Genomic DNA, 17,172 nt, shown 5'->3' with positions numbered 1-17,172 from the left:
CGTTGGTATGACTACTGTCGAGCGGACTCTTGTTCTGCTAAAGCCTGATGCGGTTGCCCGTGGACTTATTGGCCGTGTACTTCAGAGGTTCGAGGATGCGGGCCTAAAGGTCGTTGGCAACAAGATGGTCCAGATGGATGCCGACCTCGCGCGCCGGCACTACTTCGACCTTGAGGAGCGGTTCGGCAAGTCTGTCTTCGATGTGACTGCCAGCTTCATGCAGTCTGGCCCGGTCATTGCCTTCGTTCTGGAGGGTGTCGAGGCAGTCGCCAACGTTCGGCGTCTGGTGGGTGTCACGTTCCCGAACCAGGCGAACCCGGGAACCATCCGGGGCGACTTCGCACACACGTCGAAGGCGTACACCGAAGCCAAGCACACCGTCGCAGCGAACCTGATCCACGCCTCGGGCAACGTCGAGGAGGCGAAGTACGAGGTGGAGCTGTGGTTCTCCGAGTCTGAGCTGTTCGACTACCAGACCGTTGCCGAGCGGTTCCTGTTCTGATGGTTGAGGAGGACGTCACTCCGCGGCCGCCGATCAGCGAGGTGCGCAAGCAGTACGAGGACGAGCGCTTCTTCCAGGACGACCGAGCCGCAGCCCAGTACGCCTACGCGCTCGCCCTGCGCCTGCGCGAGACTGGCCAGATCGAGGAAGCGCGCCGGTACGCCCGGGAATGCCTCCAGCTCGCCGAGTCGTTGCCAGCGAACTCCTTGGACGACGTGGTGTCGGATCGGCAGTCGGTGGGCGGGGTTCCCCTGCCGGACCACTTCCACGATGGCGTGGTCCGGGCGCGGCTCGCTGATCTGCTCGCGGCGGCCTGAGACGAACGAGGGTGCTGGGCGTCAGCGGAGGTTGGCGTCCAGGTGCTCTTGCACGGGGCCGAAGAACGGGTAGGGAACGTAGGCGGTGAGGGTGGCGCGGTCGCACCACGCCACCTCTGCCAGTTCCTCCTCGTCGGCCACGTACGCCGTGCCGGCTACGAGATCGCAGGCGACGTAGAACATGGTCCTGCCCGTGTTGGGGTGAACCCGTTCCCCTAGTGAGCCGGTAGCTCGTACGGTCAGGCCGGTTTCCTCCAGGGCTTCGCGGACCGCGGCCTCGTCGCCGGACTCGCCGGCTTCGACTTCGCCGGCCGGGAACTGCCAGGAAAGCTGGCCTTCCTTCACGCGGCGGCGGACCATCAGGACTTGGCCGTCGTTGACGATGATGGCTGCCGCGATGGGCGGGCGTTCGTCGGTGCTTCGCTGGCTCATTCGTTGCCCTCCAGGGCGCGCAGGACTGGCGCGTAGATGCGCTGTTTCGGGATGAATCGCGTGACGTCTTCTCGCGGCGCCCAGAGCGCGCTGATGTTCTCGACGACGTCGCGGTTCTCGACCTCGCCGGCGAGGTAGTCGCAGAGGTAGTAGCTGGCATTGACGCCGGAGAGCGGGTGTACGCGGCTGCCCAGCTCGCTACGTACGGCGCAATGGACGCCGGTCTCGGCGAGCGTTTCGCGGGTCGCGACGGTGGCGGGGTTGGCGCCGGGCTTGACGATGCCGGCGGGGAACTGCCAGTCGATGCCGCTCGGGTCGGCCTCACGGCGGCAGACCAGCAAGACCTCGTCCTCGGTCACCACCACGGCGATGGCCACCGTCAGCGCGACAGCGCCGCCCGCCGCCATCGCCTCGGCGTCGTCCTCGGCCTTGAGCTGGCGTGCGAAGCGCAGCTTGGCCGGTTCGTCGGCGCGCTGGTACGCGGTGTCGAGTGCCCGTTGAAGTTCGGGGCGGATGACGATGTCGGGCCGCTCGCTCCAGGAAGCGATCGTGCGCTTGGCGACGCCGATCAGCGCGGCCATCTCGTCCTGCGACATGCGCAACGCGGCCTGGAGTGCGGTTGCGTGGCGGCCGGTCCACTGGTCGATGACGGTGTGCCGGGCGGGCTGACTCACTGAGCCACCACTTCGGACAGACGGGGCTGGGTGAACCTGGGGCGACGCAGATTGGTGGACATCAGTCCGCGATGACCGCGAGGGTGGTGCCGGCCGGGTAGGTCTCGACGTCGCCGTTGGCGCGGGTGACCGTGACGGCGGCCGTGGAGGTGGCAGTGTCGCCTGGCCGTAGGTCGATGCGCTCGGGTGTCGCGGCGACGAAGGTGCCGAGCCCGTGGCGGACGTCGATCAGGCCCTCGGCCCGGAGGACTGCGAGAGCGCGGCGGATGGTCTCGCGTGCCAGGCCGAACTCGTCGTGGAGATCCTTCTCCGAGGGCATCCGCTGGCCGACTGCTAACTCTCCGCTACGGATGCGGCCCCGGAGGTAGCCCGCGAGCTGCCGATATGCAGCACCTTCGCGATCCGGGGTAATCACGAACTCACCGTAGGTACAGGCGCGTAGACGTCGGGTGGTGTATGCGTCTAGACGTGCGTATCTTTTAAGGCGGCACCGTCACGCCAGCCTCAGCAGCGTTCGCGCGTCACTGGGGCCACTCCCGACAAGGAGCTAGATATGGCCGTCAAGCATGCCGCCAAGCCGCGGACGCGCTGTCCGCTTTACTGCACGGTCGACCACAAGCGCGGGTCGGCCGAGCACGCGCACCGCATTGCCCAGGTTGACGCTTCGACTGAGAATGCCGCCGTCACGGTGAACGTCATCCGCCGGGACGCGGCGGACGAGGTCGAGCTGGTGACCGGCAAGGGCTGGAACGAACCGGCCGTCGCGCACCTGACGGCGGACGAGGCCCGAACACTGCGCGACGCGCTCAACGTCGCCGTGGTTCTCCTGGACCGCACATAGCCCATATCCAACGGGAAGCCCCGGACGCCAGCGGCGTTCGGGGCTTTCTGCACCGCAACTGCGTCGGAGATGCATCGAGGATGGTTGTTGCCTCATCGGCAGCGCACGGCTTTCCCGGTTGACTGGGTCTTACCCGAAAGCAGCGCTACCAAGGAGGTGAGGAAATGATGCGAGATCAAGCTTCCATCGACCCGCGACGCGGCCGAGAGGCTTGCCAATCCCGGATCGCCGCCGGCCGCCAGGCCGGCGAGCGCCCGAACATCCGGTCCGCAGCCGGCGCTTGGCCACGCGACACGTAGGCCGCCCAGGTGACACGACTGATCGGCGCTCCTACCGACCGTAGGAACGCCAGCACATCCTCGGTCGTCCACCAGTCTGCGGGCAGTTCACCGCTCGTCTCGGCCATCACCGGCGAGGGTACGCGATCCGCCGGCCCGGCCACCGACACCCACACTCTCTGATCTACCCGACCGCAGACCTTCGCTTGCCCGAATACAACGTCACGTTGTAGCGTCCGCGCATGAACACAACGCCAAGTTGTAATCCGCATAAGCCGTGTCCGGTCGGCACCGACCCGGAAGGAACCCCGTGTACCGCAACCACATCCCCGACGAACCGACCCTGGCCCACCTCGCCGCGATCGAACGCGAACAGCGTCTCCTCGAAGCCGAGATCGCCCTGGTCGACGCCGAAATCCGGTTCCTCACCGCTGAACCGGCACCGACTCAACTGGACTGGCGCCGCCTGCGCCGAGCCCAGAACCGCGTCCTGCGCGAAATGGTCGCCCTGGCCGAGCGCTACCTCCGGTCCATCGACGAGGTGGCCTGATGTCGAACCACCGCGCAGCAACCGCCAACCCCGACGACATCCGCCCGGCAGCCTGCACCTCCGTGGTCAGGCCCGGATCGCCCAGGAGACTCACATGAGCCTCGGCATCTTCTCCCTCATCCTGATCGCCGCCCTCGTGATGCTCGGCATCGACCGCAAGACCCGCGGCCGGATCGTCTTCGCCGCGATCTGCGCGCTGATGCTCGGCCTGGTCATCGCCGGCAGCAACGGCGTCCTCGTCGACCCCGCCCGGGCACTGGTCGACGGCGTCCGCTCCGGCCTGACCTCCATCGGTCAGTCACTGGGCGGCACCAAGTGACCGCCGCCCAACTTGCCCGCGTCCGGTGGGGCGTGCGGGGAGCCCTGGTCCTCGGCGTCGCGACCTCCGTGGCGGCGAACATCCTGCACGCCCTACCGAACCCGATCAGCCAAGCCATCGCCGCATGGCCACCTCTGGCCCTGCTCCTGACCGTGGAACTGATCTCCCGGATACCGGTACAGCGACGCTCACTGACCGCCGTCCGGCTCGCAGCGACCGCAGCCATCGCGGCCATCGCGGCCTGGGTGTCCTACTGGCACATGACCGGCGTCGCGTCCAAGTACGGCGAGGTCGGCGCGGCGCCGTACCTCATCCCGCTGTCCGTGGACGGCCTGATCGTGGTCGCTTCGGTCTGCCTCGTCGAGCTGGCCGACCGCATCCGGCAGGCACCTGGCGAGGCGGACACGGCGACGGACACGCGGGCGGACATCCAGCCGGACACGACGCCGGACACACCGAAGCGCCCCGCACCGGCCGTCAGACGGCCGGCCCGCAAGCGGGACACCGGCAAGGCGGTCGTACGGCTCCGCGCACGGCACCCCGATCTACCGGCCAAGGAGATCGCCCGCCAGCTCGGCGTCACCGACCGGACCGTACGTCGGCACCTGTCCTCAGCCGCCTGAACCCCCGGAGAGCAGCCATGCAGAACAACGCACAACACCGCCTCGCCATGGTCGTCAACGCTCTTGGCGACAACGCCGAGGACGTCGCCAACCTGCTGCGGTACGGCGGATGGCGCGGCCAGCCCCACGACGCCAACACCTGCCCGGTCGCCCTGTACCTGCGCACGGTCGTCACGGACGTGACCGATGCGGCCGTCAATTCGGAGCAGGCAACGGTCCACACCGCCGACGGCGAGGACATCGAGGTCGAGCTGACGCCGGCCGTGGCGGGTTTCGTCCTGGCGTTCGACGTCGGCGCGTACCCGGAACTGGTCGTCACCGCGACCGACGCCAAGGGCGACGTGATCGACGACCCCGACCTGTAGCTGCGCCCGGGGCGCGGCCCACCGGCCTCGCAAACCAACGGCCGCGCCCCGGCCCACCCGATCGGTCACCAGACCTCCCGGAGGAACCCTCATCATGGCAACCCCGAACCCTGACGGCGAGTTCGACTGGACCGCCGCCGAGGCCGAAGTGAGTGATGTCGTCGACCTCGGCAACGCTCGCCGACGCCGCCGGCCGGAGAACTGGTCGGCCGACATCGACGACGAACACGACGTCCTCGGCGACGAACCGCTTCCCGTCGATCCACCCACGCCCGCTTCGACTCCGACCCGGCGCCCGATCGTCCCGGCGTGGCTGCGATCCGCCGGCGAGGCGCGTGCCCTCGCGCGGTGGGTCGTCGGGCACTACACCCACGTCACCGCTTACCACCTGACTCGCATCCCGCTGTACGCCGGACGACTCGCGTTCCGGGCGCCGCGCGGCTTGCTGCGTACCGTCGCCGGCACCGGCCAATGGGTGTCCGACGCCGAGGGCCTGCCCGTGCGGCTCGCCGCCGTAAGGCGCGAGGACGCCGAGCAGTATCTGAAGCTCTCGCGGCAGCGCGACGGACGGGTACGCCTGCGGATGCTGGTCCTGCTCGCCTCGCTGGCACTCGGCGCGTTCGCCGTCACGGCGCTGCTCGTCGCCACCCCGCGGTCGGCCTGGTACGCCACCCTCGCGGCGCTCGTCGGTCTGCTCGGGCTGATCGGCTCGTCGGCGGACAAGCCGCTGGTCGACGTCGCCGCCGTCAAACCGCGCGTCCGCAAGCTCACCGCCGATGTGCTGATGCGCGCGTTTCTGGCCGCAGGGCTGTGCAAGGCCGACGACCCGATCACGTTCCCGTCGCCGATCATGCGCGACGGTCCCGGTTGGCGCGCCGTCATCGACCTGCCGTTCGGGACCAAGGCCGATACCGCGATCAAGAAGCGCAACGACCTCGCCGCCGGCCTCGACCTCGACGAGGTACAGGTCTGGCCCGAACGGGTCCGCGGCACCGCAGGCTCCGCACGGCGCCTGGCGCTCTGGGTAGCTGACGAAGACCCGTACGCAAAGCCTTCTGGTCTGTGGCCGTTGATCGCCAAGGGCGTCGTGGACGTCTTCGAGCCGTTCCCGTTTGGCGAGGACCAGCGTGGCCGGCCGGTGCGGCTGCTGCTGATGTTCACGTCGCTGCTGATCGGCGCGATTCCGCGGATGGGCAAGACGTTCGCCGCACGGCTCCCGGCGCTGGCTTGCGCGCTGGACGTCCTCGTCGAGCTGCACATCTACGACGGCAAGGGCGGACAGGACTGGCGCGCGTTCGAACGCATCGCGCACCGGGTCGGCTTCGGCGTCCGCGACGAGGTGGTCCTGGCGCTCGTCGAAGACCTGCGCGCTCTGGTCGCGGACATGAATCGGCGGTACGACACCATCGCCACACTGCCGGCCGACATCTGCCCCGAATCCAAGATCACCCGGGCCATCGCGGAACGGCGCTCGCTCAAGCTGTGGCCGATCCTCGTCTCTATCGACGAATTCCAGCGCTACAGCGGCCACCCGGTCTACAGCGACGAGATCGTGGAACTGCTGACCGAGCTGTGCAAGGTCGGCCCGTCGGTCGGCATCATGATCTCGCTGGCCACCCAGAAGCCCGACGGCAAGGCCGTGCCCACCGATCTGCGCGACAACATCGGTACGCGATTCGCACTCAAGACGATGACGTGGCAGTCATCCGAGGCCGTGCTGGGCGCCGGCTCGTACACCGCGGGGCACGATTCGTCGCGGTTCCAGCGGGCGCACAAGGGCGTCGGCATCCTGCTCGGCGCCGACGACTCCGGCGCCGTCGAGGAAGCCGTGACCGTGCGGACCAACCGCACCCCGCTCGCCGACATCGACGCCGTCATCACCCGAGCACGTGCCCTGCGTGAGGCCGCCGGCACCATCACCGGCCACGCGGCCGGCGACCAGGCCGACACCATCGACGTCGCCGGCACGCTGCTCGACGACATCCTCACCGTCCTACCGGCCGGCGAGCCGAAGGTCTGGTCGGAGACCGTTGCCACCCGGCTCGCCGAACTGCGGCCCGAGGTCTACAGCGGATGGAAGCCCGAGCAGGTCGCCGCCGCACTCAAGCCGTTCGGCATCCCCGTAGGACGACAGGTCTGGGGCACCGATCCCGCCACCGGCGAGAAAGCCAACCGCAAAGGCATCCACCGCGACGACATCGCCGCAGCGGTCACCAAACGCAACCAGCGACGCCGAGCCGCATAGGGCTAGCAAGCCGCTAGACCTAGCCCTCACACCCGCTAGGTCTAGCGGCACCGCTAGCCCCGAATACCTATCGCGAACAGGACGCTAGCCCTCTAGCGCCCACAGCCGATCCCGCCCGAACCCACCTTTGGAGGGCACTCGTGGACCTCATCCACATCGCCGCTAGCCTGCTCTGCCCCGTCCTGACCGCAATCACTTTCTGCTACGCCGTTGTCTGCGCCGTCTCGCCGTTCGGCACCTGCCGCCGCCGCGCCGGACTCGGCCGGATCGGCATCACACGAGGCGTGCGCAGTCGCCCGTGCCGCCGCTGCGATGCCACCGGCATCCGCATTCGGCTCGGTCGGCACCTCTACCACGAGGCCACCCGCATCCACCGCGACGGCACCCGCTGACCCCTGAACTGACAGAGGAAACCGCCACTGTGACCCGCACACCACCGCACGACGAGGCCGCCGAGCAGGCCGTCATCGGAGCCGCGCTGCTCGCCCCAACCCTCGTCGTCGACCTGGCCGCGATCGTGGCGCCTGCCGACTTCCGCCGGCCGGCGCACGCCGAGCTGTGGCGCGTCCTCGTCGACCTGCACGCTGCCGGGGCACCCGGCGACCCGATCAGCGTCACGGCACACCTGGCAGAGTCCGGCAGGCTCGGCCGCGTCGGTGGTGCCCCGTACCTGCACACCCTCGTTGCCGCCGTACCGACCACGGCAAACGCAGCGCACTACGCCCGTATCGTCGCCGGGCACGCCCGTCGCCGCGACGTCGCCACCCTCGGCGCGCGGCTGGCCCAGCTCGCCACCAGCGGCGCCGACACCGCTGACGTCATCACCACTGGCCGGGTCCTGCTCAATGCCGCCCCGGAGCCGGCCTGGCCCGCACCGATCCCGCTGACCGCCCGGCGTGCACCCCGGTCGTTCCCAGTCGATGTCTTGCCCGCATGGGTAAGCGGCATGGTCGAGGCAGTCACCGAGTTCACCCAGACACCGCCGGACCTCGCCGGCTGCATCGCCCTCGCCGCGCTGTCGACCGCAGCCGGTGGCCGGGCCGAGGTCGAAGTCCGTGGCTCGTGGCGCGAGCCGGCGAACCTGTTCACCGTCGTGGTCCTGCCGCCCGGCTCGCGCAAGTCCGCCGTCTTCGCGGCGCTGATCCGGCCGCTGCTCGCCGCCGAGGCCGCCCTGGTCGAGCGGACCAAACCCGCGATCGTCGAGGCCGACCTCGCCCTCCGGGTCGCCGCCAAAGCCGCCGACCGTATGGCGAACGCCGCAGCCGCCGCCGACCCGGCTCGTCGTGAACAGCTACTCGCTGACGCGACCGCCGCCGCCATGGACGCCGAGGCCATCACCGTGCCGGCCCTGCCGCGCCTCGTGGCCGACGACGTCACCAGCGAGCAAGCCGCATCCTTACTCGCCGAACAAGGCGGCCGGCTCGCCGTGCTCTCGCCCGAGGGCGGCATCTTCGCCACCCTCGCCGGCCGTTACTCCGGCGCTCCGAACCTTGAGGTCTTCCTCAAGGGCCACGCCGGGGACATGCTCCGCGTCGACCGCCGGTCCCGGCCGGCCGAGCACGTCGACCGGCCCGCGCTGACCCTCGGCCTGGCCGTACAGCCAGAGGTGTTGCGCGACATCGCGCAGATGCCCGGCTTCCGAGGCAAGGGCCCGCTCGGTCGCATCCTCTTCGCCGTACCGGAGAACACGGTCGGCCGCCGCCGCATCGGCACCAGCCCAATCCCGCACGCCATCGCCGAGGCGTACACGGACAACCTGAGCGCTCTCGTGCTGGCCTTGGCCGACCGGCGCGATCCCGCCGTGTTGCCGCTCTCTGCCGAGGCCAACGAGCGCGTGCTGACGATCGAGCGGGACATCGAACCGCGCTTGGCGCCTGCCGGAAGCTGGGCTCACATCGTCGATTGGGGCAGCAAGTACGTCGGTGCCGTCGCACGCCTCGCCGGCTTGATCCACCTCGCCGAGCACATCCACGACGGATGTGGCAAGCCGATCGACGAGGACACGCTGGATCGGGCAGCAACGCTCGGGCGGTACTTCGCTGACCACGCCCTGGCCGCCTTCGACGACATGGGCGCCGACCCGCTCGTCGACGACGCCCGCCACGTGCTGGCCTGGATCGAGCGCACCAACACCGACAGGTTTACCAAGCGCGACCTGTTCACCGCGATGTCCCGCGGCCGATTCCGCAAGGCCGCCGACCTGGACCCGGTGCTGAACCTGCTTACCGGCCATGGCTACCTGCGGGCCGCCCCGGCACCGGAACGCCAAGGCGCCGGCCGCACGCCTTCGCCGGCCTGGCTCGTCCACCCCGACGCCATCCGACCCGCCGGGACAGTCCAACCGATCAGCGCCGGACGGGCGTCATGATCCCGCGCGCCCGTCCGCAGAATCCGCGGAATCCGCCGAACGCCCGGCCCGGAGCCATTCCGCGGATATCGCGGATTCTGCGGAGCCCTCCGAGACCCGTGCCGCGAGGCCCGCCCAGGCGCATGACCCCGACGCCAAGGCCCACGACTCAAGGGAGGCCCGAACTTGGCTGCCGAGCCGGTCAGCAACGAACTGATCTTCTACCTACCGCGAGACGTCGCCCGGATCCTGAAGTGCTCCGAGTGGTGGGTGAAGGAGCAGGCACGGAGGCGCCGCATCCCGTTCTGCTGGGTCGGGGGTGGCTACCGCTTCACCCCTGACCACATCGCCGAAATCGCGCGTCTCTTCGAGCACAAAGCCACACCGGCCGAGGTCATCCCCATTGAGGCGCATCGCGCGCAGCGGAAGCGACCGCGACGTGATCCCTCGGCCCCGACTGCGCAGCTCACGGCACGACCGCCACCGCGTGCCCGGCATGCGCAAGACACCGGCAAACCGACCGATACCTGATCGAGGTGCCCCCGCCCCGCGCGGTGGGGGCACCCATCACCCTCAAGGAGAACAACACCATGGGGTACGCGGAGAACCTCGGTCAGTACTGGCGTGGCCGCTTCAAGGTCGCTCCGGGCAAGTACGAAACGGTCCGCGACCAGGCCGGGAACACCATCAAGTTCCGCGCCAAGCGCGAGGCAAAGCGGGCAGCCGACCTGGAGGAGGCGAAGGCCGCTCAGCGAGGCGCCCGCCCGTCGCTCGATCGGCGAACCACCTTCGGTGAGTACGCCCGTTCCTGGTACGCCCGGCAAGACCTCGCCGCATCCACGATGCAGAACTACAAGCGGCACATCGAGAACCACCTCCTGCCGGCGTTCGAGGACATGGCGCTGCTGGAGCTGAGCGCGGAGGAGGTCGACCTGTGGGAGAAGAAGGAACGAGCAGCCGGGTACGCCGCGTCCAGCATCAAGACATGGCGCGGCACGTTGCACCTGATCCTGTCGGACGCCCAATCCGAGGACCGCATACCGACCAATCCAGCGACGAAACGGCGCGGCCGTGGGCGCCGTGCGGGAAAGAGCCGGAGCCGGGGTCCGGAGAAGGTCTTCACTGACACCCTCGGCCTTCTGCTCGTCGCCGAGCGGGCCGCGCTGCTGTCCGGCCGCGACGACGAGTTCGTGGCAGTGGTGACGAAGGGAATGACCGGCATCCGGTTCGGGGAACTCGTCGGCCTGGAGGCGGAATTCGTCCGCCAGAGAGCCATCCGGATCGAGTGGCAGCTCTACGAGCTGGACACAGGCGAACTGGTCCGCGTGCCGCCCAAGGACGACTCGTACCGGACGATCGACGCTCCAGGCTTCTTGTCCGATCTACTGTCAGCCCACCTCGCCAGAACCAAGCCGAAGCCGTGCCCCTGCCACGGACGAACGTACGTGTTCAGTGGGCACCGGCCGGCCAACGGCGCCGCGAGCATTCCTGGGCCGAAGCTGGTCGATGTCGCCCGGCTCGCGGGTGTCTCGACAGGCACGGTGTCTAACGTGTTGAACAGGCCCGACAGCGTTCCAGACGGCACCCGGCAGAAGGTCGACAAGGCCGTATCTCAGCTCGGCTATCTACGTGGGGGCCCGAAACCCGGTGTGCTCGCGCCGCACTGGCGACGTAGCGGCTTCGCGACCTGGATCTTCCATCCGGCGACGACCGGCTGGTATCCCCGTGCCGCGCCACATCCTCCGCGACCGGTGCCGATCCTGGGCGACACGTGGCCTGGCGTCCCCGCACGCGGTAGAGGCGCGGCGAGCCGTGCCGACGCGTGCTGGCTGCCGATCGCCAAGGGTCTGACACCCCATGGTTTGCGTCACTCACACAAGACGGCGATGCAGGAGCTTGGCGTGCCGACGACGTTGCAGGACGGCAGGATGGGTCACGCGGACGGCTCGGTTCAGGCCCGGTACTCGCACATCACCAGCGCGATGCGGCAACGGCTGATGGACGACCTAACCGCGCAATGGGAGGCGGCGCTTCGTTTCCGCGAGGCGATCTCGCCCAAGTCGCCGGTCAAGGCACTCGACCGGCTGTTACAAGGACTTTGACAGAACGCGGTCTACGCGCCCGGCCTCCCCATTATTGACCATCACGAACGACGCCGCGCCGGGCAATGTCGCCGTCGCCGTCTTGCGAGACGGTCGCCATCCGCGTTGGCTCACGCTACCGTCTATACCATGGCCTTGCCAGACTACCCATCCCTCAAACGTGACATATCCTCAGCACTCTTTCATGTTATGAGGACCTATAGAGACGCACAACTTGGCCCCTTCGCCAAGTCTCCCCGGATGTATTACCGCGAGGGAGACAGGGCAGATTATTCGACGGTTCAGGGCGACGTAAAAGAGGTTGAGTTCAGAGAGCTTTCTTTCCAGCAGGAACTCACGCTTTCGGATCTGCCAACCATGACGCATGATGAAGTCCTCGGCGTCGTTGCGTCAATAGGAAGCGACTTCGGGACGGAAGTCGCGAAAACCTTCTACGAAAGTTTGGGCAACACGTTGGAGGACGCCGGACAGACTATCAGCAGCCAAGGACAGCCCATTGACGCCGAGTTCCTGCTTCGCGTGCTTGAATCGTTGGAGATCGGGTTCGATGACGAGGGCAACCCTAACCCTTTGGACATGGTCGGCGGATCACCAGATTTGCGGCAGCAAATAGTGCGGATTCAAAATGAAGACGAGTCATTTCAGCAGAGGGCTCAGGCCCTAATCGACCGCAAGCGGGAGCAGTGGGTTGCAAGAGAGAGTAATCGAAAACTGGTTGACTAACGCAAATGAACTATCCTTTACAATACCTTTTGCTCAGTTGCTTGCACTGAAGGGGCACCGAATACTACACATCTCCCCGAAGAAGGCGACCCTCGAACAAGGGAAAGATATAACTTCCATTGACAGCGACGGCGTCGTTCACTGTTACCAACTCAAAGGTGATGACGTCACACTCGATCGCTGGCGCAGGGAAATTAAGCCTGAGTTGGATGTACTCGTCGACGTTCCGCCGAAGCATCCCTCCCTGAGTGGTGATGCGAAGTGGGTTTGCCACCTCGTCGTCAATGGCGAGTTCAAGGGCGAAGCCTTGCGAGAAATATATGACACCCGCCAGGCGTGGGTCGATAGAGGCAAGAAATCTTTTGACACGGTTACACGCGGTGAGTTGCTGCGCGAATTCTGTGATGCATACGGTACCTATCTGCCACGCGAGTTGAACGACTTCTCTGGATTCCTTGACCTATACCGCGAGGGGGGCGCAGAACCGCTTAACAAAGAATTGCTTTCTCAACTCATCGAAGGCTTCTTCGGCCAGATTCTGCCCGACAGAACTAAAATTCCTTCCAACAACGAAGTACGTCAAACACTTAACGCTGCAGCCATCTCGGTCGCCTACCTATTGACGAACAAGTACAAGGAGAAAAACCACGTAGCGATCATTGAGGGATGGCTGATGCTGGCCGCCTACGTGATGGCTGTAGCAGAAAAGACAGGTATCGATCAGAAGTATTGGAAGCCATGTCAAGATGTCATCGCTCAAGCCATTGAAGGCACGTTCGACGACCTAGTTGCCGAGATAGGCGATCGATCCCACTACGCCGAGTCAGCGGCTGTACCCTATGCAGACGCTTACGTATATAAAGCTAGAGTCACAATCTTAGCAGGATATCTAGCAGCGTTTGTGATCAGCAAGGTCGCCCTTGGGTCTAGCATCCCTTCAAAGTCGACCATAGAGCATTTTCTCACAGAAGCGCTCGACAAGAAGCTTATCCAGATGACAACCGAAGGTGAATGCGCACAGCTCGCCATTGCCGCCGTCGCGCTGTCGGCCATGGGAGACAACGTTAGGGCACGCCGGTTGAACGGGTCATGCCTTCAAGCCTTGCTTGACTTCAGTGACGAAAAGGGCTTCTTGGACCCGTATGTCGAACCTCAAGAGGTTATTAGAACGTTTCTCGGACTTTCCCTTCATCCGGTTTATCCCGTCATGGGCAAGAACTCCTACGCGATGGAAGCGCTCGTACTGATCCACACATACCTTCGGGACCGTGACGCGCTGACAAATTGGTGGCGGAAGATTAGCCACATCAGCTTCCAAACCTTTAAGCCCCGAGATCCGTGGCAATGGTTCTACTGGCGAAGCCCTCACGGAAAGGTAGAGGGTAGGTTTCCAGCTCAAACCCAGAGCTGGGCATCCCTAGTTCAGTCAACGTCACAGCCCGATGACGGAACGCCTCAACTGCTACGCGAGCAATGGGAGTATCTCCCACTACTATTGTGCTTGATGCCACACCGCTTTTCGGGATCTTCAATCCGAAATGTGTTGAGCAACTTGCCTGCTACTTCAGGAGGCACGAGCGTTCCCGAGCCGGGGAAGTAACCCGCTCGCCATCCCGTTGCTAGCGGACTGGCCGCCGGGTTTCTGGCTGCCGAGGCGCTGCCCCGGTCAAGGCTGCCCTCTGAGCTACGAGTTGAGGCACTGCGCAAGCCCGTAGAGCCTTGCCGCTCGACTCTCTTGCGGGCCGGCCGCGCTCCAGGTCGTTACGAACGCAGTGCAGTGCACTGCACTGGCCCTACAAGATCATCTCCAAGAATTTCTCCAGACGATCCGAGAAAGCGATCAGGCCCGGCCTCCCTGAGCGGAAGACCGGGCCTGACCTGCACTCACTCTGGTCGGGGTGGCCGGATTTGAACCGACGGCCTCTTCGTCCCGAACGAAGCGCGCTACCAAGCTGCGCCACACCCCGAGGCGTGCTGAGCAATACTATCCGACGCCGCCCCGGCCGCGAAATCGGTATCCCCCAGACCGCAGAACCGCAGGTCAGCGCGGTATCAGCGTGAGCACCGTGGCCTCCGGCCGGCAGGCGAAGCGGATCGGTGCGGTGGGGTGGGTGCCCAGGCCGGCGGAGACGTGCAGCCACGCATCGGTGCCGGGCCAGCGGTGCAGGCCCTTGGCCATCGAATGGGGGAGGTCGCAGTTCGTGGTGAGCGCGCCGTAGCCGGGTACGCAGACCTGGCCGCCGTGGGTGTGGCCGGCCAGGAGCAGGTCGAAGCCGTCGGCGGCCATCGGGTCGAGGACCCGGGACGCGGGGGTGTGGGTGACGCCGATGTGCAGGTCGACGCCGGTGTCGACGGGGCCGGCTACGGACGGGTAGTCGTCCCGGTCGACGTGCGGGTCGTCGACGCCGGCGAGTTCGATGGAGCGGCCGCCCGCCTTGAGGACGGTTCGGGCGTTGTTCAGGTCGGCCCAGCCGGCGTCGGCGAACGCGGCCCGCAGGTCGTCGTGGGGCAGGTCGACGCCCTGGACGTACTCGCGCTTGCCGAAGACGTACTCCAGCGGGTTCTTCCACACCGGGCCGCGGTAGTCGTTGGAGCCGAAGACGAAGGCGCCGGGCACGTCGAGGAACGGGTCGAGGGCCCGGAGTACGCCGGGGACCGCGTCCGGTGCGGACATGTTGTCGCCGGTGACCACGACCAGGTCGGGGTCGGTGCCGCCGAGCGCGGCCACCCAGGCCTGCTTGCGGCGCTGGTCGGGCATCATGTGCAGGTCGGACAGGTGCAGGATGCGCAGCGGTTCGGCGTCCGGCTGGAGCACCGGCACGTCGAAGCGGCGCAGGGTGAACAGGTTGCGTTCGATCAGGGACGCGTACCCGAAGGCGGCGGCGCCGAGGGCGGTCGCGCCGGTGGCCAGGGCGATAAGGGAGCGCTTGCGCATGTCGGCAAGGGTAGTTTCTCCATCCATGGGAACGCTGAAGGACCGCCTGAACGATGACCTGCACGTCGCGATGCGGGAGCGCGACGAGTTGACCACGTCGACGCTGCGGATGGCGCTGTCGGCCGTGCGCAATGCCGAGGTCTCCGGTACGCAGGCACGGGTGCTCTCCGACGACGAGGTGCTGGCCGTGCTCACCAAGGAGGCGAAGAAGCGCCGTGAGGCGTCCACCGCGTTCGCCGACGCGGGCCGCACCGAGCAGTCCGCGAAGGAGACCGCGGAGGGCGCGATCCTGGACCGCTACCTGCCGAAGCAGCTCACCGACGCGGAGATCGCGGCGCTGGTCACCGAGGCCCTGTCCGCCGGTGGTTTCACCGCCAAGGCCCAGATGGGCCCGGCGATGAAGGCGGCCCAGGCGGCGGTGGCCGGCCGGGCCGAGGGTGGCCGGGTCGCCGCGGAGGTACGCCGGCAGCTCAGCTGATCGACGCCTTCGCCACCTCGGCGGCGGCGCTGGTGACCAGCCCACGGGTCTGTCCCGCCATGGCGACCTGTTCGCCCATCACGGTGGCGGCGAGGCGCTGCGCGTCGGCGACGGCGCCGAGCCGGCTGGTCATGCCGGACACCGCTTCGCCGACGGCGGCCGCGCCGGTGGTCACCTCGGCCACGGTGGCCTCGATCCGGGCGGTCGCGGCGGCGGTCTGCCCGGCCAGTTCCTTGACCTCCCCGGCCACCACGGCGAAGCCCTTGCCGACCTCGCCGGCGCGGGCCGCTTCGATGGTGGCGTTCAGCGCGAGCAGGTTGGTCTGGTCGGCGACCGCCTGGATCAGGTTCGCGATGGTGGCGATGTCGGCGACGGAGGTGCGGAGTTCCGCCAGGCTCTGCAGCGCGGTGTCGGCGTCCGCCAGCGTGGTGGTGACCTGGTCGCTGGCGTGGACCACGGTGCGGGTGACGTCGGACAGCGCGGTTTCGAAGCCGCTGAGCGCCTCGTCGGCGTCGGTGCGCAGCTGTGCCCCGGTGGCGCTGGTGCGCTGCAGCACCTGTTCCAGCCGCGCGGCCATCTGCTCGGCCCGGTCGAGCTGCGCCCGGGCGTCCGCGCTGGCCGCGTCCTCGCGGCGCTGGGCCTCGCCGGCGGCGGCGCGCAGCCGGTTCTCGTTCTCCGCGACGAGTTCCGCCTGCAGTTCCTGCTCCTCGGCGTGCGCCCGGGCACCGAAGTGCCAGTAGGTGATCTGCGCGGCGGCCATCGCCAGCACGAACGCGGCGTGCAGCAGCGCACGGCCGAGGATGTCCGGGGTGGAGTGGCCGGCGTGGCCGCCGAACACCAGCTCGGGCGCCAGCACGCCGACGCCGAAGTGGTGCGCCGCGACCAGGACCACGGCCAGCGCGAACGGCACCCAGTCCTGGTAGAGCCCGATGAGCGCGACCACGACGAAGAAGTGGAAGTGCAGGTCGATGGCGCCGCCGCCGGCGTGCACGAGAGCGTCGGCGGAGAGGATGAAGCCGATGCTGGCGGAGATCGCCCGGCCGCGCCGGCTCTGCGCCATGCCGGCGACCACCCCGCAGACGAGTACGCCGCCGAGCACGGCGAGCAGTTCGGTGGCGTGGCGGCCGGCGCCGAGTTCCCCGGTGAAGAAGCCGAGCAGCAGGATCACCGGCAGGTGCGCCCACAGCAGGATGCGCAGCACCCGATGCCGGGCGTCGAACGCCTGGTCAGATAGCACAACCTCGGGGACGAGTCGACCGAGCACGGGGATCACTGCACCTTTCGCGGGAGCGTTGTGACCCCTCCTTCGGTCAAATCGGGCGCTAGATTAATCCTTGAAGTTTCTTTACAGTCATTGACGGGAGGACCTCGATCGGGTGAAGTAGGCAGCAATCGGGACGGACGGCGATCTATGCCCACGATTGCCGCGATGAACCCATCT

20 protein-coding genes and 1 tRNA gene are annotated in these 17,172 nt (G+C 67.3%); 15 read left to right on the top strand and 6 right to left on the bottom strand.

Going from position 1 to position 17,172, the window contains the following annotated elements; genetic code table 11:
* Positions 1–7: 7 nt before the first annotated feature.
* Together ndk and LDL48_RS23560 are read left to right on the top strand one after the other, a co-directional pair.
* Positions 8–502 (top strand): nucleoside-diphosphate kinase, encoded by a 495-nt coding sequence (gene ndk / locus LDL48_RS23565; protein ID WP_225257379.1) that lies wholly within the window; start codon positions 8–10, stop codon positions 500–502.
* Positions 502–819 carry a hypothetical protein gene (locus tag LDL48_RS23560; protein WP_225257378.1) on the top strand — a complete coding sequence of 106 codons (318 nt, stop codon included), beginning with the start codon at positions 502–504 and terminating at the stop codon, positions 817–819. Before ndk ends, LDL48_RS23560 begins: the two co-directional genes overlap by 1 nt.
* A 21-nt stretch (positions 820–840) precedes the next feature.
* Here the strand turns inward: LDL48_RS23560 and LDL48_RS23555 are convergent, their stop codons facing one another.
* The 3 genes from LDL48_RS23555 to LDL48_RS23545 all read right to left on the bottom strand — a co-directional run bounded on the left by LDL48_RS23555 (position 841) and on the right by LDL48_RS23545 (position 2,340).
* Positions 841–1,251 carry an NUDIX hydrolase gene (locus LDL48_RS23555; RefSeq protein ID WP_225257377.1) on the bottom strand — a complete coding sequence of 137 codons (411 nt, stop codon included), beginning with the start codon at positions 1,249–1,251 and terminating at the stop codon, positions 841–843.
* Complete coding sequence (locus LDL48_RS44630; protein ID WP_225257376.1) at positions 1,248–1,925, bottom strand: NUDIX domain-containing protein; 678 nt, start codon at positions 1,923–1,925, stop codon at positions 1,248–1,250. The genes LDL48_RS23555 and LDL48_RS44630 overlap by 4 nt, the downstream gene beginning before the upstream one ends.
* 61 nt (positions 1,926–1,986) lie before the next feature.
* Positions 1,987–2,340, bottom strand: coding sequence for a GntR family transcriptional regulator (locus LDL48_RS23545; protein WP_225257375.1), 354 nt, complete (start codon positions 2,338–2,340; stop codon positions 1,987–1,989).
* A 138-nt stretch (positions 2,341–2,478) separates the two neighbouring features.
* Here LDL48_RS23545 and LDL48_RS23540 point away from each other — a divergent pair, with 138 nt between their 5' ends.
* From LDL48_RS23540 to LDL48_RS23485, 12 genes are all read left to right on the top strand, one after another.
* Positions 2,479–2,766: a hypothetical protein gene (locus LDL48_RS23540; protein ID WP_225257374.1), complete on the top strand. Its 288-nt coding sequence runs from the start codon at positions 2,479–2,481 to the stop codon at positions 2,764–2,766.
* Between the two features lie 588 nt (positions 2,767–3,354).
* Positions 3,355–3,594 (top strand): DUF6284 family protein, encoded by a 240-nt coding sequence (locus LDL48_RS23535; RefSeq protein WP_225257373.1) that lies wholly within the window; start codon positions 3,355–3,357, stop codon positions 3,592–3,594.
* Between the two features lie 94 nt (positions 3,595–3,688).
* Positions 3,689–3,913, top strand: a complete 225-nt coding sequence (locus tag LDL48_RS23530; protein WP_225257372.1) for a hypothetical protein — start codon at positions 3,689–3,691, stop codon at positions 3,911–3,913.
* A 32-nt stretch (positions 3,914–3,945) separates the two neighbouring features.
* Positions 3,946–4,536, top strand: coding sequence for a helix-turn-helix domain-containing protein (locus LDL48_RS45110; RefSeq protein ID WP_225257371.1), 591 nt, complete (start codon positions 3,946–3,948; stop codon positions 4,534–4,536).
* Positions 4,537–4,553: 17 nt separating this feature from the next.
* On the top strand, positions 4,554–4,901 hold the full coding sequence (locus LDL48_RS23520; RefSeq protein WP_225257370.1) for a hypothetical protein: 348 nt from the start codon (positions 4,554–4,556) through the stop codon (positions 4,899–4,901).
* Between the two features lie 94 nt (positions 4,902–4,995).
* Positions 4,996–7,146: a P-loop NTPase family protein gene (locus LDL48_RS23515; RefSeq protein ID WP_225257369.1), complete on the top strand. Its 2,151-nt coding sequence runs from the start codon at positions 4,996–4,998 to the stop codon at positions 7,144–7,146.
* A gap of 140 nt (positions 7,147–7,286) precedes the next feature.
* On the top strand, positions 7,287–7,538 hold the full coding sequence (locus LDL48_RS23510) for a hypothetical protein (RefSeq protein ID WP_225257368.1): 252 nt from the start codon (positions 7,287–7,289) through the stop codon (positions 7,536–7,538).
* Between the two features lie 29 nt (positions 7,539–7,567).
* Positions 7,568–9,514 carry a DUF3987 domain-containing protein gene (locus tag LDL48_RS23505; protein ID WP_225257445.1) on the top strand — a complete coding sequence of 649 codons (1,947 nt, stop codon included), beginning with the start codon at positions 7,568–7,570 and terminating at the stop codon, positions 9,512–9,514.
* A gap of 165 nt (positions 9,515–9,679) precedes the next feature.
* Positions 9,680–10,024, top strand: a complete 345-nt coding sequence (locus LDL48_RS23500) for a helix-turn-helix domain-containing protein (RefSeq protein WP_225257367.1) — start codon at positions 9,680–9,682, stop codon at positions 10,022–10,024.
* 59 nt (positions 10,025–10,083) lie between these two features.
* Positions 10,084–11,595 (top strand): LacI family DNA-binding transcriptional regulator, encoded by a 1,512-nt coding sequence (locus LDL48_RS23495; RefSeq protein ID WP_225257366.1) that lies wholly within the window; start codon positions 10,084–10,086, stop codon positions 11,593–11,595.
* 129 nt (positions 11,596–11,724) lie between these two features.
* Positions 11,725–12,318: a hypothetical protein gene (locus tag LDL48_RS23490; RefSeq protein ID WP_225257365.1), complete on the top strand. Its 594-nt coding sequence runs from the start codon at positions 11,725–11,727 to the stop codon at positions 12,316–12,318.
* 37 nt (positions 12,319–12,355) lie between these two features.
* A complete protein-coding gene (locus LDL48_RS23485; protein WP_225257364.1) occupies positions 12,356–13,918 on the top strand; it encodes a hypothetical protein in 1,563 nt (520 codons plus the stop codon).
* 290 nt (positions 13,919–14,208) lie between these two features.
* Here LDL48_RS23485 and LDL48_RS23480 read toward each other — a convergent pair.
* Positions 14,209–14,285, bottom strand: a tRNA-Pro gene (locus LDL48_RS23480).
* 74 nt (positions 14,286–14,359) lie between these two features.
* Complete coding sequence (locus LDL48_RS23475; protein ID WP_225257363.1) at positions 14,360–15,253, bottom strand: metallophosphoesterase; 894 nt, start codon at positions 15,251–15,253, stop codon at positions 14,360–14,362.
* Positions 15,254–15,278: 25 nt separating this feature from the next.
* Between LDL48_RS23475 and LDL48_RS23470 the strand changes: the two genes are divergently transcribed.
* Positions 15,279–15,731 (top strand): GatB/YqeY domain-containing protein, encoded by a 453-nt coding sequence (locus LDL48_RS23470; RefSeq protein WP_225257362.1) that lies wholly within the window; start codon positions 15,279–15,281, stop codon positions 15,729–15,731.
* Here the strand turns inward: LDL48_RS23470 and LDL48_RS44615 are convergent.
* Positions 15,724–16,995 carry a methyl-accepting chemotaxis protein gene (locus tag LDL48_RS44615; protein WP_225257361.1) on the bottom strand — a complete coding sequence of 424 codons (1,272 nt, stop codon included), beginning with the start codon at positions 16,993–16,995 and terminating at the stop codon, positions 15,724–15,726. The genes LDL48_RS23470 and LDL48_RS44615 overlap by 8 nt on opposite strands.
* Between the last annotated feature and the right edge of the window lie 177 nt (positions 16,996–17,172).

The organism is Jidongwangia harbinensis (genome assembly GCF_020216025.1).
Lineage (GTDB): Bacteria > Actinomycetota > Actinomycetes > Mycobacteriales > Micromonosporaceae > Actinoplanes > Actinoplanes harbinensis.
Note: the sequence above shows the minus strand (reverse complement) of the source record. Positions and strands in the feature narration are given on the sequence as shown.